This window comes from Nitratireductor sp. XY-223, assembly GCF_004959855.1.
Taxonomy (GTDB): Bacteria; Pseudomonadota; Alphaproteobacteria; order Rhizobiales; family Rhizobiaceae; genus Hoeflea_A.
The window spans coordinates 200,069-215,228 of record NZ_SPNT01000008.1 but is presented as its reverse complement, the minus strand read 5'-3'; the positions used below and the strand labels follow the sequence as shown (position 1 = coordinate 215,228).

Genomic DNA, 15,160 nt, shown 5'->3' with positions numbered 1-15,160 from the left:
AGGAGGAGCTCTACGGCATCGCCCAGGAAGCGATCGACATTGGCGCCAAGGTGCTGTGGGGCCAGATCGGCGTCTATGACGACGACGCCGCCAAGCTCGCCGAGGACGCCGGCCTCAGGGTCGTCATGGACCGCTGCCCAAAGATCGAACTCTTCAGACCCTTCTGGAGACCAAGACTCGACCTCGGAATATAACCGACCGTCGAAGCAAGAGCGCGCCCTGCGGACATCACGCTGCCCTCACAGCAGCGCCCCGGGATTCATGATCCCGTTGGGATCGATCGCCTTCTTGATGCCGCGCATCACCGAGAGCTTTGTGGGATCGCCATAGCGCAGCAGCGTCGTCTTTTTGGCGCGCCCGATGCCGTGCTCGGCACTGATCGAGCCACCGCATCCGTGGGTGGCCTCGTAGATGACCTCAGCGACGGCCGCCGATGTGATTGAATTGTGTCCTCCTGCGTCCGGCGGGAAGACGTTCACGTGAATATTCCCGTCGCCGACATGGCCGTAAACGTTGATCCGAAGCCCCGGGTCAAGCGCGCGGAGATTGCGCTGCGTCGTTTCGACGAATTGCCGGATCCTGCTCAACGGCACGCAAGTGTCAGAGCTGTAGAGGACGCCCTCGCGCTTGTTGTATTCAAAGGCGTTTTCGCGCAGCGCCCACAGCGCCTGCGACTGGCGTTCGGACCCGGACAACACGGCATCTTGGATCAGTTCCTTCTCGAGGGCTTCCGCCAGTCCCCGTTCCAGGGCTTTCCTGATCCCTTCCGGTCCGGCGATTTCGGCCAGGACATACCAGTCATGCGGCGTGTCGAACGGATTGCGCAGCTCAGGAAAATGTTTGAGTGCCAGCGTCATTCCGGTGGCCGACATCAGCTCAAAGGCCGATATCACCTCGCCAAGCGAACCGCGCAAATGATGAAGCAGATCAAGGGCCGACTGCGGCGAGGCGACAGGGCACATCGCGGTGCATTCCTCCTGCGGTTTCGCATCGAGCTTCAGCGAACACGCGGTGATGACACCAAGCGTACCCTCCGAGCCGATCAGCAGGTGACGCAAGTCGTAGCCCGTATTGTCTTTGCGCAAGGGGCTCAGCCCGTTCAGGATGGAACCGTCCGCCATCACGGCTTCGATCCCAAGGCACAAATCACGCGCGTTGCCGTATCGGATGGTCTGTTTTCCGCCCGCGTTGCTGGACAGATTGCCGCCGATCGTACAGCTTCCCTCAGAGGCAAGCGACAGCCCAAAGCAGCGCGCCGCTTGCGCCGCCGCCATTCGGATTTCGGCGAGGGTAACCCCCGCCTCGGCCACGATCGCATTGTCTTCGGCGCAAACGCTGCGGATTTTGTTCATGCGTTCCAGCGACAGGACAATGGGGGCGCCGCCGCGGGGATCCATGTGCCCGATGGCGCCGCCCGTCCCGCCGCCGTAGGGGACGACACCGATGCCGGCGGAATTGCAGGTCCGCAGGATGTCCGCGACGGCGTTCGTCTCCTTCGGGCGAAGCACAAGTTTTGCAGACGCCGTGATACGTCCGCGCGGGTCCTGCGTGTAACGGCCGGTATCGGCGCCCGCGAGCCATCCGCCCGGACCGACGATCTCCTTGAGGCGATCGCAGATCGCATCCAGTGAAGGTGCTTCGCCGGCGCCGGCTTGTCTGTCAGTCAACCGTCTGAACTCCACACTGTATATGCATTCGGGCTGAGGATAAGGGGCATATGGTACGTGCCGTTCCGGTCCGGCATCGTGAACCGCAGCACGATTTCGGGAATGCGGCCTGCGCCTTCAGGGCGGCCGGCCCAGTAGGATGCGGTGGCAAACACAAGCTCGTATTGGGTGTCCGGATCCGCCGTGCCGAGATCGATCTCCTGCGACAACCGCCCGCCGGCATCCGTTCGCGTGGCGAAGACCGGGTCCGGTTCGCCGCAGCGATAGAGGGTGGCTTCGACACCGCCGGCATGGGTGCCGTCGACTGCATTGAGGACATGCGAAGTAACAACCGCCATTATTCAATCGACGCCTTTTCGCGCTTGTCGGCCGTGGCGGCGACGATGGGGCTGATCACACCGCGACATTTGACGTTCACACAGGCGGTTTTGCCGCTGGCAATCGCGCGCTCCAGCGCTCCGGGCAACTCGTCGCGCCTTGTCACCAGCTCGCCGTGCCCGCCCAGACCCTCGAACATGGTGTGAAACGGAATGTCCCGGAAATCGGTGGCGAAGTGCCTGCTACTGCCAAACAGCCGCTCCTGCTGTTGGCTGATGCAGTCGAGCCCGCCGTTGTTGTCCACCACCACGACGACGGGTATGTTTTCCTGAAAACAGGCTTCGACCGACAGTCCGCCCGACAGGAATGCGCCATCGCCCGTGACCAGGACGACGGTCCTGTCGGCATGCACGTTCTTGGCCGCCAGCGCGTACGAGACCCCCACCCCCAAAAGGCTGTAATTCCCGGGGTGCAGGATCCCGCCCAGAACCCGACCCCGGGCCGCTGAGATGTTCGTGGCAATCTCGTTCCAGAAATGGGTATTGCCGCCATCGAACACCAGCCAGTCGCCGTCTTTCATATTGGCCTGTACGTCCAGCGCCAGCTGCAACGGGTGGATCTTTCGGCCCTGTGCCATGTCTTTTGCCGTCTCGCCGGCGATGTGATCCGACCATTCTTGAACCCACTGTGTCCGCCTGGCCAGCTGGAGATCGAACCAGTCCGTCCAGGTCCGGCCGACATCGCGCAGGGCGTCGAGAAACGCTCCGGCATCGGACAGGAGCTGGACATCGGCGCCGATGTTGTAGTCGAGTTCCTCGTGGCTGCCGTTCACGCAAACGAGCCTTGTTTCGGCCTGGATGAACGGCGGGTTGCCAAAGCTCATCTGATTGTCGAGCCGGCAGCCGACCATCAGCACCAGGTCGGCTTCCTGGATCGCAGATCTGGAGGGCTGGTACTGATGGAAATCGGCCAATCCCATATAGGCCTCGCAGTCCGTCGCCAGCATCTTCGTGTGGTAGGGAACGTTGTAAATCGGCATGCGCAGCTTGTTGCCGGCCATGGCCAGTTTTTCTTCACCGCCCGACCACCAGACGCCGTGTCCGCCGATCAATACCGGCCGCTCGGCACTTCTAACGAGTGCCAGCACCTCCTCCAGGCGTTCCGGATCGGGCCAGGCGCGGGGGACGGGACGGCCGGTCCGGTCAAACGGGCGTTCGTCGCGGCCCGCGTCCTCGGCAAAGGACGAAAACATGATGTCGACGGGCAAAGCCAGGTGAACCGGGCCGGGATAGCCGGTCGTGGCGGCATGCCAGGCGCGGTCCACGAATTCGCTGATGCGTGTGCCGTCGGTGACTTGCACCGAATATTTGGTCAGCGGCGCGGCGATGGCCACGTCATCGATTTCCTTGAACCCGCCCGCACCCTGGCGCTTGAGCGTCGACGAGCCGGTTACGAATATCACCGGGCTTCGCTCGCCCCAGGCTTCCAGCATCGCCGGCACCGCATTGGCGAAGCCTTCCGGACCCACCAGGCAGACCGCGGGTTTGCGCGTGATCCGCGTGTGCCCGTCGGCCAAGTGTCCGGCCACCTGCTCGTGGGGACAGTTGATCACCGGCATCTGGCATTCCATGAACCCCTCCAGCGCCGGATTGCAGAATCCCCCGGCCAGCGTGAAGACATGTTCAACGCCCTTCTCCTTCAGGGACCGCGCCAGGATCGTGCCGCCGCGGATTTTCGATTGGACGTTCATGAGGGGCTCCGGGTGTTAGTGTTCGCTTGATTTGAGGTGCGACGGCGCCGCATCGCGATTTTTGTGCTCTGTCCAGCAGATCCGGATGATGGCGATGATCGTCAGGGCGCAAAACACCAGCGCAATGGGCCTTTGAAGGAGAAGTCCCACCGGATCTCCCTGCGCGACGAGCAGATATGACCGGAACGACACCTCGAACTCCGGGGCCAGCACAAAGCCGATCAGAAACGCGACAAAGGAATAATCGAACTTCTTCATCAGGTACCCGATCACGGCGAAGATGATCATGATGTAGAGACTGAAAAGGCTATTGGTCGAGGCGAAAACACCGGTCAGGCAAGTCAGCCCGATGATCGAGTAGCTGACATATTCCGGCGCCTTGACGATGTGGCTGTAAAGCCCGCTGCCCAGGAGGCCGATGGCGAGGTTCAAGAAGTTCGCCGCAAACAGGATTGTGAAGATCCCGTAGATCAGAACCGGCTCGGTTTTGAAGACGTGCGGTCCCGGTTCGATGCCGTGAACAAGAAACGTGCCGATCAGGAGTGCGGTCATGACATTGCCGGGTATTCCGAGTGTCAGCAGCGGGACGAAGCTGCCGCCGACGACCGCACTGTTGGCCGCTTCCGGCCCCGCGACACCGTCCAGCGAGCCCTTGCCGAAATTTTCCGGTGTCCTGGAGTACCGGCGCGCCGAACCGTATCCCACGAATGCCGCCATCGATGCGCCGATCCCCGGCAGGGCGCCAATGGCCGATCCGATGAGGCTGGATCGCAGAACCGTTTTCCAGTGGGACAGGAACACACCGATCGACAAGGACGGACCGCTGGTGCTGCTGATAGCGGCCGTACCGATATCAGCGCCGGATCGCCGGCGCTTGACGGCGCGTTCGGCCGCCATCATCACCTCCGCCAATCCAAGCATTCCAATGGCGATCGGCAAAAGCGGCAACCCGTCGAGCAACTCCACATACCCGAAAGTCATGCGCGGCGAAGCCGACATCGGGTCAAGGCCGACCATGGCGCACAGCACCCCGAAGGCACAGGCCGTCATGCCCCGCAGCATGGATTTTCCGGTAAGCCCGGCAACGAAGGTGAATGCGAACAGCACCACGAATGTCAGCTCGGTCGGCCCGAACTTGAGCGCGATCGTCGAAAACGGCGCGGCCACGACATAGAGCAGCAGATCGGCCAGCAACGCACCGCCGACCGATGCGAACAGCGCCATCTGCAGCGCCTGTTTCACACGGCCGGATCGCGCCAGGGGATAGCCGTCGAAGGCGGTCGCGGTCGCTTCCGGGGAACCGGGTACATTCAGCAAAATGGCCGAGATCGATCCGCCGAATGTCCCGCCCTTGTAGATGCCGATCAGGAAAGCGATGGCCGTCAGCGGATCCATGCCGAAGGTAATCGGCGCCAGCAATGCGATGGCCATCGCCGCCGTCAGGCCCGGCACCGCTCCCATGAAAATGCCGACGGAAACGCCTGCCGCTATGGCAATCAGCGGTCCCAGAGTCAGGGCGTTCTGGACACCTGTCAAAAGCGCGTCCATGGTCAGGCCACCAAACCGGCCAGATCGGGCCAGATCTGCAGATGAACGCCAAGGCCGTAGCGCAGGCCGAGAAACAATACGATCACCGCCGCGACCGCAACGGATAAAAGGATGACCGGACTCCGGCCGCCGGTGCCGATCATAAGCACGAGAACCAGCGCAAATGAAGCCGGCAGGTACCCGGCCCACGGCAGGGCAAAGGCAAACAGTCCGCCGGCAACCGTCACCAGTGCCAGACCGTAAAGACTGGCCCCCGACAGCCGGACGTCGTCCGGTCCAGGTGTCCTTTTATTCGCCCCGGAGCGCGCCGACGACAAAAGACCGAAAATCAGATCAAGAAGCGACAGTGCGAGGATCAGCGCGATCGCCAGTGCCGGCAGCAGGGTTCCGTTCATCGCGAACAGCCGGTTGTCGCCACGGACATGGGCCGGCAACATCCACAAAGCAATCCCTGCCAGTATCACAAGGACCAACGATGCGATGTTCCGGTTTGTCACCGACCCGTGCCCCCGCGCTCGGTCTTCACCACGATTCAGTTGCCCGAATCCGCGAGCACCGATTTCATGGTTTCGGAAATTGCATTGATCGAGGCGGCGGTGTCGTCAGCGCCCATCGGCGGTATCCCGACAAAGCGGCTTTGCACCAGTTCCTGGAATTCGGCGCTGTTGGCCGCGTCGAGCAGGGCTGCCTCGAGTCTGGCCTTAACCCCGGCGGGCAGGCCCTTGGGCGCTGCGATCACCGAGTTGTAGCTGACGGCGGGGAACCCCAATCCGGCCATGGTTGCCGCGTCCGGCGTTGCATTCAAAGGCTCCGAACCGGATGCGGCCAGGACAATCATCTCGCCCGAGTTGACGTATTTCACGTGCGGCCCGCCGCTCATGCCGAAATCGACATGGCCGCCGAGAAGCGATTGCATCATGTTCGCACCGCCCTTGATCGGCAGCGGGATGAACGTGACACCCGTCGCCTTGGCCACGGCATCCATCTGCGCCCGGTCCGCCGGACCGAGCGAGCCGAACTTGATGGGCGTGCCCGTGGATTTCGCGTGTTCGATCATCGACGAAAAGTCGGTCCACGGCTTGTCGGCCAGCGACACGAAGGCACCTTCGAACCGCGCCATGGTCAAAAGGTAGTCATAGTCGTCTTTCGTGTAGGTGACCTCGCCCTGAAGCGGATTGAACGCGAAGGTCAGACTGGTGGCGACGACGACCGTGTAGCCGTCCGGGTCCTTTTCCTTGACGGCTGTCGCTGCGATGCTGCCGCCCGCTCCGCCCATATAGGTGTGCACGATGGGCCGGCCCAGGGCCTCCGTCAGCGGTTCGGACAGTTTGCGCGCCATGGCGTCAGAAAATCCACCCGGCTTGAACCCGATCACCATTTCAATGGGTTTGCTCGGATATTCATCCGCCGCAGCGAACTGCATGCCAAGGCCCAGGCATAATGCCGCTGCCACGGCTGAGCCACACAGTGCCTTCAGAGATCTCATCGTATTCCTCCCACGATTTCAGCCGCTCGATGTATCGGCCTTATCGGGTCCATCGTAGGGCACGCCCGGTCGAAGGCTAATTGTTTCACGGCATTTACCTGATGCCGTTCTGCTATCAAGATGCCGGTGATCTCCGACTTGAATTGTCGAATTCGCTATCCCGACGGCAATTGAAGCACATTTTTGCAGATCAGGCCGCTAAATTCGTCCAGGTTGACCACTTCGACGCACATCGAATATCAAATGAGTATCACAGAAACGGCAGGCGCAAGATGAAGCTCATACAATTCCGGTACTTCTGCGGGGTCGTCGAATATGGCGGATTCATCTCGGCTTCACGCGAACTGAACGTCGCCCAGCCCGCGCTCAGCAGGCAGATTTCCAATCTTGAGAAAGAAGTCGGATGTATTCTGTTTTCCCGTGGCCCGGGCGGCACGAAAGTGACAGAGGCAGGACAGAAATTCTACGCCCACGCGCGCGCCATCCTCCAGAAGGTCGATGTCGTCAAGGCCGAGATGCGAACGGATTCACACCGGCTGGAAGGCGCAATAAGCATCGCCCTGCCGGTGGGCATGGCCTCGCAGCTCGCGGTCAACATCGTGCAGGCGGTCTATACCCGCCACCCGGGGCTTTCCGTAAACATCGAGGACGGCCTGGGTTACCAGGCGGGACAGGCAATCGACTCCGGCAAGGTTGATTTCGGGATCATCGCGAATGTCGGCCATCTGCAGAACGTCACCTTCGATCCGGTGCTGCGGGAAAGCCTGTTCTTCTTCGTCAAGCGGGAACATCCCGATCCCAACACAACCGATATCGAGCTTGCCGATCTTGAGGGCGTGCCGCTCATCATGCCCAATCGCAGGGTGCATGTGCGACGCAATCTGGAAAACATGATGATCAAGGCCGGACGGCAGCTGAACATCCGCTTCGAGCAGCAGTCTCTCCTGACGATCCGGAGCATGGTAAGCGCCGGACTCGGCGCAACCGTGATGAACTGGCCGTCGATGGCCGACCTTTGGCACACGGGCGATCTGGATGCGCGCAAGATCATCAACCCGGGCCTGACGCGGACGGTCTGCCTGGCCGTCCCCAATTCACGCCCGCTCTCACGTGCCGCGAAGGCTGCCTATGACATTGTCAGGGACGTCATGGTCCGGGATGTCGAAACCGGAGACTGGCGCGGCGGCGTGATTGTCGAGAGTGGAAACGCGACGATGCTTGAGGAAACCGGATGAACCGCGCGCATCGCGCTTCGGTTCCCGGCCGCTTGAGTATACGGCAGCCCCCTCCCCCTCAGCCCTTCAGGAAATCGAAATCACAGCCCGCGTAGGCCGGGAGCACGCTGTCGCGATAGAGTTTTGCGTAGCCCCTTTCGGCCGGTGCGGGCCTTTCGGTCCGTTCGGCGCGCCTTCGCTCCAGTTCATCCGGCTCCACCAGCAGGTCCACCGTCTTTTGCGCAGCGGAGAGGCGGATGCGGTCGCCGTTCCGCACGAGCGCCAGCGGTCCTCCCAGATCGGCCTCGGGCGTCACATGCAGGACGATGGTGCCGAAGGCGGTGCCGCTCATGCGGGCATCCGAGATGCGGACCATGTCCTTGACGCCGTTTTGGGCAAGCTTTCTGGGGATCGGCAGATAGCCCGCCTCGGGCATGCCCGAAGGGCTCCTCGGCCCTGCATTCTGCAGGACGAGAATGTCGTCCGCGGCAACATCAAGATCAGGATCGTCTATGCGTTCGGACAGGTCCTCAAGCGATGAAAACACCACTGCCCTGCCCTCATGTTCAAGCAGTTCGGGCGTGGCGGCGGCGCGTTTCAGGACGGCTCCCTGCGGCGCCAGCGATCCGTGCAGTGCGATGAGACCGCCATTTTTGCTGATCGCGTCGCCAACGGTGCGAATGACGCGCGTGTCGATGGGATCCTGAAGCGGTTTGTCGAGCCGCGCGCCGAGCGTCTGGCCGGCAACGTCCCCGCAGCCGAGTTGCAGCCTGTCCTTGAGACCGCGCAGCACGCCTTCCAGGCCTCCGGCAGCGTGAAAATCTTCCATATAGCCGGCGCCGACCGGCTTCAGATCGACCAGGACCGGCGTTTCGTCCGACAGCCTGTTGAAGTGTTCGGGATCGATCTCGATCCCCATCCGCCCGGCGATGGCGGCAAGATGGATGACGGCATTGGTGGAGCCGGAAACGGCCTGTAGGACACGCAGTGCGTTTTCCACCGATTCAGGCGTAATCAGACTGTCCGGCGTCGGGCCGCCTGAGATAGCCATCCGCGCAGCGGTTTCCCCGGTCTCCTCCGCCGCCCGCAGACGGTCGGCATGAACCGCCGGAATCGCCGCGGTGCCGGGCAGCATCATGCCGAGCGCCTCGGCAATCAGTGCCATCGTGCTTGCCGTGCCCATCACGGCACAGGTGCCCGCGGTCACGGCGAGCCGGCCTTCGACCTGTGCGATCTCCGTTCCGTCCACCTTGCCGGCACGAAAATCGGCCCAGAAACGGCGGCAATCGGTGCAGGCCCCGAGACGCTCACCGCGGTGGCGGCCGGTCATCATCGGGCCGGCAACGACAAGCGCCGCCGGCTTGCCGGCCGAGGCGGCGCCCATCAACAGCGCCGGAACCGTCTTGTCGCAGCCGCCCATCAGCACAACGGAATCCATCGGCTGGGCGCGGATCATCTCCTCGACCGTCATCGCCATGAGGTTGCGGTAGACCAGCGATGTCGGACTGAGAAACACCTCTCCGAGAGAAATGACCGGAAACGGCACCGGCAGCGCGCCCTCGGCCGTGATACCCCGTTTGACCGCTTCGAGCATTTCGGGAAAGTGGCGATGGCAGTTGTTGAAGCCGCTTTCGGTATAGCAGATGCCGACGATCGGCTTGTCGAGCGACTTTTCCGCGTAGCCCATGGACTTGGCGAACGAGCGCCGCAGATAGCGGGCGAAGTCCCGGTCGCCATAGTCCGTCAGTCCGTTGTCGAGCCCTTTCGGCCTATACGGCATGGATACCTCCGGGTACCAGGCGGTGGCGGATATATTTCGGCGTCAGATAGTCGAGAATGCCCAGACTTCCTCCCTCGCGTCCGAAACCGCTCTCCTTGGTGCCGCCAAACGGCGCCTCCGCGGTGGCGAGCAGGGTCTCGTTGATGCCGACCATTCCGGCCTCCAGCGCGTCCGCGGTTTCGGCAGCGAGTGCGCTGTCGTGGGTAAACACATAGGATGCAAGACCGAACGGGGTTGCATTGGCGCGCGCAACAACATCGTCGAAATCTTCGAAGGCGGCAATAGGCGCAACCGGCGCAAAGGGCTCCTGCGACATAATCAGGGCCTTGTCCGGAACACCGGCAAGGACAGTCGGTTCAAGGAAATGTCCGTTGTTCAGGCCGTTCGGCCGGCCGCCGCCGGCGACCAGCCGCGCGCCTTCCTCGACAGCATTTTCAATGAGGCGCAAGGCGCCGTCGAGCGCGCGCCGCCTGATCAGCGGGCCTGTGGTGACGCCTTCCCTGAGGCCATCGCCGACGACAAGGCTTTTCGCATAGGCGGCAAATCGCTCCTCGAAGGCTGCGCAGATGGACCGGTGCACGTAAAAGCGGCTTGGCGAAATGCAGACCTGGCCGCAGTTGCGGAATTTGGTGGCGGCAAGCTTTTCAGCGGCTGCCAACGGGTCGAAATCGGCATGGACAATCACCGGCGCATGTCCGCCGAGTTCCAGTGTCACCTTTTTGATGCCTTCGGCGCACTGGCGCAGGATTTCCTTTCCGACCGGAACCGAGCCGGTGAGGGAGACCTTTCGGATGACCGGCGAGGCGATCAGTTGACCGACCATCGGGACGGCCGGCCCGGTCAGGATGGACAGCGCGCCGGCCGGCAGCCCTGCGTCAATGAGCGCCTGGCCGATGGCAAGGCAGGAACCGGGCGCTTCGGACGCCGGCCGCGCGATGACCGAACATCCGGCGGCCAGCGCCGCGGCGATCTTGCGGGCCGGGAGAAGGGCCGGAAAGTTCCAGGCCGAAAGCGAAAGAGACGGACCGACCGGCTGATAGGAGACCGACAGGCGCTCCTCGGCATTGCGCCCCGGAATGAGCTGGCCATAAACGCGTTTGGCCTCCTCGCCGTACCATTCGAACTGATCGGCCGCCGCATTGACTTCCGCCGCCGCCTCCGCAAGCGGCTTGCCGGTCTCGGTGCTCATGAGGCGCGCGATTTCCCCATTGCGCTCGCGAATGCGGTCGGCTGCCTTTCGCAGAACCGCTGCCCTGTCCCACGCTGCAGTCTTCGACCAGGGACCGAAAGCGCGATCGGCCGCCTGCAGGGCCGCGTCGATGTCGGCCTCTGCGGCGGCCGGAACGGAACCGACGGCCGTCTCGGTGACGGGGCTGAAAACCTCCTGGCGGCCGCCGTTTTCCGCGGTCCGCCACTCGCCTTCGATCAGAAGGCCATACGCGTCATACATAATTGTTCCTCGTGCATCGGATCAGATCAGCGTTTCGGCATATTGCCGCTGAACATCATCGCACCAGCTGCCGACGTTCCACTGGCCGTATGCGCCCATTCCGCCGATCGCATCCGGCCCGTAGTAGACAGGCACATGGATCAGGCTCAGGCCGGCGTGTTCATATGCCCGTTCAAGCGCAGCGCCGAGCGACCGGCGATCGAAACCGCCTGACAGCGCGAGGACTCCGTTCACGGACGCCGCCATCTGCACGTAGTCAACCGGCACGGAATCGGCGGTGCGGAAGTCCCTGCCATACTGCGCGATCTGCAGGTGGCTTATTGCCGCCATCCGGCGGTTGTCGAAGAGCACGATCGTGCCATTTACGCCGTGCTCGACACCGTCGATGAGGATCTGCGGGTTCATCATGAACGATCCGTCACCGGTGAAGGCGACCGAATACCGGCCCCTTTCGGCCATCGCACCGGCGAGCAGCGCGGAGACTGCAAATCCCATGTAGGAGGCACCCGATTCCGTGAAGGTCTCGAACGGCCGGTCATCCTCGACGATCTGGAACCCGTTGGCCTGCACGTCGCCCGCATCGAAGAATTTGATCGCCTGCTTTTCCTTGCAGAAATCGGCGACTGTCTTGATTGCCTGCGGCTGCGTCAGCACCTTCCGGCCCCAGACCTCGTCAACCGGACTGTTCGCTTCGTATTGCGCTGCCTTGAATCCCAGCCATTCGGCCTTTTTCTCGGCGCAGGCGGCCAACCAGGCGGTTTTGCCGTCGGCGCATTGCGGGTGATCACTTCGGATCCTGTCCGCGAGCATCTCCAGCAGTCTTCCTGCATCGCCGCACAGGGCTACGGTCCGATTGTAATGCTGAACGTCGACGGGATCGGCATTGATGTTGATCACGTTGCGGACGCGCGGCCAGCCGATACCCGAACAGTCGCTCTGGCACACGGCCCGGCTTCCGACGACCACGAGCAGCTCGGCCTCGTCCATGGCAAAATTGCCGCTGATCGATCCTTTCGAGCCGCCGACATGCATATTCTGCGGATGCGCGTCCGGCAGCACCCCGGTCGATCCGGGGCTTAGAACCACGGCAGCCCCTGCCCGCTCGGCGAGTTCACGGAGCTGCCGCGCGAATGGACGCGCGCCGCCGCCGGCTTTGATCGCTACCCGCAGTGCGCCGGCAATCAGCCCGGCCGCCTCCTTAACTCCGTCGTCGCCGGCAGGAACCGCCGGCTCGAACGCCGGAACGACTGGCAGGGACTCCGGTCGAAGCATTGTCTCCTGCGGCTGCGTGTTGAGAGGCAGGTTGAGATAGAAGGGTCCGGGCCGCCAGGGATGGAAGACCGTCATTGCACCCTTTCGCAGCGCGTCGCGCAACGCACCGGAACTGTGCAGCGTATAGGACTGCCCCATCAGGGCGGTTATCTGACCGAACAGCCCCTGTGCCGGTTTCGGCACCTGCTGCATGTTGTAGCCCTCTCCATGGGTCGTTTCGTCCCCGTAGAGGTGATAAACGCCGACCCCGTTCGAACTGGCCGCCAACGAGGCCGCCATCGCCTGCAGGGCGCCCGGCCCGATGGACGTGACGACGGCACAGGGCTCGCCATAGACCCAGCGAAGGGCCGTTGCCGCGTGGGCCATTTCCACTTCGTTGCGGCACTGCCAGCAGCGAACAAGGCCGTGTTCCTCGTAAACGCGCAGGACCTCGCCGAAGGTCGTCGAGCCGTGTCCGAAGATGGCCAGGTATTTGGTGACACCCTGACGCATCAGCCCTAGGACCAGCGCCTCCGCGAGCGGCAGGGTAACGGTCGCGTCAAGCAGGCCGGCGTCGATCGCCGCATTCAGCCCCCCGCTTTGCGAAAGCCAGGCCGCCCTCGCCTCCGCGCTGGCCGGTAATGATGCAGTATTGACTGTGTCCGCCACGATCCTTCGCCCCCGATCAGCCGTTGACGGCAACCGGCCGGCCGGTCCGGGCCGACTCTTCGGCGGCAAGCGCGAAACGCAGCACCTGCCTGCCCTCGTCTGCCGTGAGGACCGGCTTTCCGTTGTTGTTGAGCGCCTCGATATAGTGTCGTGTCGACAGGACGAAGCTCTGTTCCCAGCCGGTCGCGACATCCAGATACTCGGTCATCCGGCCGTCGCGATAGAGCGCAACCGGCGGCGGGTTGCCCAACCGACCGTGTCCGCAATTGATCCAGATGACGCCCTTCGAGCCGGTGATTTCCACCCGGTCGTCCTGTGCGTAGTGACGGGTGTCGATTTCCAGTTCCGGCGAGTAGACGACTTCCAGATTGCCGATGCGGTTCTGCGGAAAGCGGAACGAAATGATCGATTGCGCGTCGAGATAGGCGCCGTCCCGGTCCCTTGTGCTGCCGATAAAGGCGTGCACCTCCTCTGGATTGCCCATGAAATGCCAGGCGAGCGCGAATTTGTGGTGCCCGTCGTCGAACACCAGCGGCCCGCCCCCGGCTTCAGACTTGTTCTGCCGCCAAGCCGTTGCCCCTTTCGGCACGTTCCAGGCGGTGCTGCTGGTGCCCGGATTGCTCTTGATGCGGATCGACAAAGGTTCGCCAATCGCGCCTTCGTCAATAAGCTGCTTTGCCCGAATAACGGGCGGATAGAAGATGAAGTTCTCGAACACCTTGAACGGCCGCTCCGATGCGTCGGCAGCGGCAACAAGCCGGTCGGCCTCTTCCAGCGACATGCACATCGGTTTCTGCAGCGAAACGATCTTGCCCGCATCGATGGCCTTTTCCGCGGCGTCCATGTGGAGGTGATGCGGAAGCAGTATCTCGACCAGGTCAATATCGGGTCGCGCCAGAAACGCGTCGATGTCGTCTGACACAAACGCCTCGCCGACGCCCCAGGCCTCAGCCCTGCCCTTGGCAAGCGCCGCATCGCGATCGCACAGACCGACGATCCGGGCATGCGGATTCTGCCGATACTCGATGGCATGCAGGTCGGAAATCCGGCCCGTTCCGACAAAACCGACCCTGATGGGCTGATTGGTCATGCACCCATTTCCTCCGTTTGTTCATTCGAGACTTCCGCGACGATGGCGCCGAGTTCGGCAAGGCGGGCATCGTCGATGCGCACGGTCGGGCCGGACACGCCGATGGCGGCGATCATCCTGCCTTCGGCATCAAAAACCGGCCGCGCCACACACCGGATGCCGGGCGCAAACTCCTCGTCGTCGACGGCATAGCCTTTTGCCCGCACCCGCTGCGTTTCGTCGCGCAGCCTGTCGGGCGACGTGATGGTCTTGTCCGTGTATGTCCTGAGCGGCATCTCCGGCTCGGCCGCGCCGAATGCCAGAAACGCTTTGCCGAGCGCTGTGCAGTGCAACGGCGACAGCGAGCCGATCGGGTGATCCACTTTCAACGGCAGGGTCGAGTCGATCTTGTCGATGTACCAGACCTGGGATTTTACCAGCACGGCCAGATGGGCACACTCTCCGGTCTGCGCAACGAGGCTCTGCAGCGCCGGTCGCCACGCCTGCTTGCAGGCGACGATTTCTTCGAGGGAATGCTGCTGGCGCGCCGATGACGCGACCTTGTCCGTCAACCGGTAGCGGCGGCTCGGATCCTGCTGCGCGAACCCGGCCGCGACCAGCGTCTTGAGCACATGGGATGCATTGGATTTTTCCACGCCCAATGCGCTGGCCACATCGGTCAGGCGAACGGGTCCGGTGTGCCCGCTCATATAATCGATTGCCTGCAGGCCGCGGGTCAAAGATTGCAGAAGTCGCATTGGAGCAGTTCCTTTCCGGATCGGTTCAATTGTTGAATGTTTACCAGTGTTGTACTGAAAGTTCAACATGATTAAACTTATTGCTCCTTTTGCGGATAATGTGCCAATATCTTCATAATTCTTTCAGATATGCAATACTTTTTGTTGACAATTGTCGAAATTATGGGATGACATGAGCATACACAGCTCAAAAGTGTAAT

At 62.5% G+C, this 15,160-nt stretch carries 13 protein-coding genes; 2 read left to right on the top strand and 11 right to left on the bottom strand.

The genetic code is table 11. The annotated features are described in order from the left end of the window. The coding region (locus E4M07_RS23110) for a CoA-binding protein (protein ID WP_206057372.1) at positions 1-194 on the top strand (194 nt) is incomplete at its 5' end. 45 nt (positions 195-239) lie between these two features. Here E4M07_RS23110 and E4M07_RS23105 read toward each other — a convergent pair. Genes E4M07_RS23105 through E4M07_RS23080 form a run of 6 tightly spaced genes read right to left on the bottom strand, consistent with a single transcriptional unit; the run spans position 240 to position 6,769 of the window. Then, positions 240-1,667, bottom strand: a complete 1,428-nt coding sequence (locus E4M07_RS23105; protein ID WP_206057371.1) for an FAD-binding oxidoreductase — start codon at positions 1,665-1,667, stop codon at positions 240-242. After that, positions 1,664-2,005 (bottom strand): hydroxyisourate hydrolase, encoded by a 342-nt coding sequence (locus E4M07_RS23100; RefSeq protein WP_136660764.1) that lies wholly within the window; start codon positions 2,003-2,005, stop codon positions 1,664-1,666. The genes E4M07_RS23105 and E4M07_RS23100 overlap by 4 nt, the downstream gene beginning before the upstream one ends. Next, positions 2,005-3,735, bottom strand: a complete 1,731-nt coding sequence (locus tag E4M07_RS23095; protein WP_136660763.1) for a thiamine pyrophosphate-binding protein — start codon at positions 3,733-3,735, stop codon at positions 2,005-2,007. Before E4M07_RS23095 ends, E4M07_RS23100 begins: the two co-directional genes overlap by 1 nt. Positions 3,736-3,750: 15 nt before the next feature. Next, positions 3,751-5,283 carry a tripartite tricarboxylate transporter permease gene (locus tag E4M07_RS23090; protein WP_136660762.1) on the bottom strand — a complete coding sequence of 511 codons (1,533 nt, stop codon included), beginning with the start codon at positions 5,281-5,283 and terminating at the stop codon, positions 3,751-3,753. A 2-nt stretch (positions 5,284-5,285) separates the two neighbouring features. Further along, positions 5,286-5,780 (bottom strand): tripartite tricarboxylate transporter TctB family protein, encoded by a 495-nt coding sequence (locus E4M07_RS23085; RefSeq protein ID WP_281404997.1) that lies wholly within the window; start codon positions 5,778-5,780, stop codon positions 5,286-5,288. Between the two features lie 35 nt (positions 5,781-5,815). Beyond that, the gene (locus E4M07_RS23080; protein WP_136660760.1) at positions 5,816-6,769 is read right to left on the bottom strand and encodes a tripartite tricarboxylate transporter substrate binding protein; all 954 of its coding nucleotides are present in this window, start codon (positions 6,767-6,769) and stop codon (positions 5,816-5,818) included. Between the two features lie 272 nt (positions 6,770-7,041). Here E4M07_RS23080 and E4M07_RS23075 point away from each other — a divergent pair, with 272 nt between their 5' ends. Then, positions 7,042-8,004 (top strand): LysR family transcriptional regulator, encoded by a 963-nt coding sequence (locus E4M07_RS23075; protein ID WP_169054355.1) that lies wholly within the window; start codon positions 7,042-7,044, stop codon positions 8,002-8,004. Between the two features lie 58 nt (positions 8,005-8,062). Here the strand turns inward: E4M07_RS23075 and E4M07_RS23070 are convergent, their stop codons facing one another. Genes E4M07_RS23070 through E4M07_RS23050 form a run of 5 tightly spaced genes read right to left on the bottom strand, consistent with a single transcriptional unit; the run spans position 8,063 to position 14,960 of the window. After that, the gene (locus E4M07_RS23070; RefSeq protein WP_136660758.1) at positions 8,063-9,763 is read right to left on the bottom strand and encodes a dihydroxy-acid dehydratase; all 1,701 of its coding nucleotides are present in this window, start codon (positions 9,761-9,763) and stop codon (positions 8,063-8,065) included. Next, positions 9,753-11,213 carry an NAD-dependent succinate-semialdehyde dehydrogenase gene (locus E4M07_RS23065; protein ID WP_136660757.1) on the bottom strand — a complete coding sequence of 487 codons (1,461 nt, stop codon included), beginning with the start codon at positions 11,211-11,213 and terminating at the stop codon, positions 9,753-9,755. Before E4M07_RS23065 ends, E4M07_RS23070 begins: the two co-directional genes overlap by 11 nt. 21 nt (positions 11,214-11,234) lie before the next feature. After that, positions 11,235-13,133 carry a thiamine pyrophosphate-dependent enzyme gene (locus E4M07_RS23060; RefSeq protein WP_136660756.1) on the bottom strand — a complete coding sequence of 633 codons (1,899 nt, stop codon included), beginning with the start codon at positions 13,131-13,133 and terminating at the stop codon, positions 11,235-11,237. A gap of 16 nt (positions 13,134-13,149) precedes the next feature. Continuing rightward, positions 13,150-14,223 (bottom strand): Gfo/Idh/MocA family oxidoreductase, encoded by a 1,074-nt coding sequence (locus E4M07_RS23055; protein WP_136660755.1) that lies wholly within the window; start codon positions 14,221-14,223, stop codon positions 13,150-13,152. Next, positions 14,220-14,960, bottom strand: a complete 741-nt coding sequence (locus E4M07_RS23050; RefSeq protein WP_136660754.1) for an IclR family transcriptional regulator — start codon at positions 14,958-14,960, stop codon at positions 14,220-14,222. The genes E4M07_RS23055 and E4M07_RS23050 overlap by 4 nt, the downstream gene beginning before the upstream one ends. Positions 14,961-15,160: the final 200 nt, after the last annotated feature.

Excerpts from the sequence above, each read along its gene's own strand:
- E4M07_RS23095 (WP_136660763.1), bottom strand. The coding sequence starts at position 3,735 with ATGAACGTCCAATCGAAAATCCGCGGCGGCACGATCCTGGCGCGGTCC.
- E4M07_RS23055 (WP_136660755.1), bottom strand. The coding sequence starts at position 14,223 with ATGACCAATCAGCCCATCAGGGTCGGTTTTGTCGGAACGGGCCGGATT.
- E4M07_RS23075 (WP_169054355.1), top strand. The coding sequence starts at position 7,042 with ATGAAGCTCATACAATTCCGGTACTTCTGCGGGGTCGTCGAATATGGC.
- E4M07_RS23070 (WP_136660758.1), bottom strand. The coding sequence starts at position 9,763 with ATGCCGTATAGGCCGAAAGGGCTCGACAACGGACTGACGGACTATGGC.
- E4M07_RS23080 (WP_136660760.1), bottom strand. The coding sequence starts at position 6,769 with ATGAGATCTCTGAAGGCACTGTGTGGCTCAGCCGTGGCAGCGGCATTA.
- E4M07_RS23050 (WP_136660754.1), bottom strand. The coding sequence starts at position 14,960 with ATGCGACTTCTGCAATCTTTGACCCGCGGCCTGCAGGCAATCGATTAT.
- E4M07_RS23065 (WP_136660757.1), bottom strand. The coding sequence starts at position 11,213 with ATGTATGACGCGTATGGCCTTCTGATCGAAGGCGAGTGGCGGACCGCG.
- E4M07_RS23100 (WP_136660764.1), bottom strand. The coding sequence starts at position 2,005 with ATGGCGGTTGTTACTTCGCATGTCCTCAATGCAGTCGACGGCACCCAT.
- E4M07_RS23090 (WP_136660762.1), bottom strand. The coding sequence starts at position 5,283 with ATGGACGCGCTTTTGACAGGTGTCCAGAACGCCCTGACTCTGGGACCG.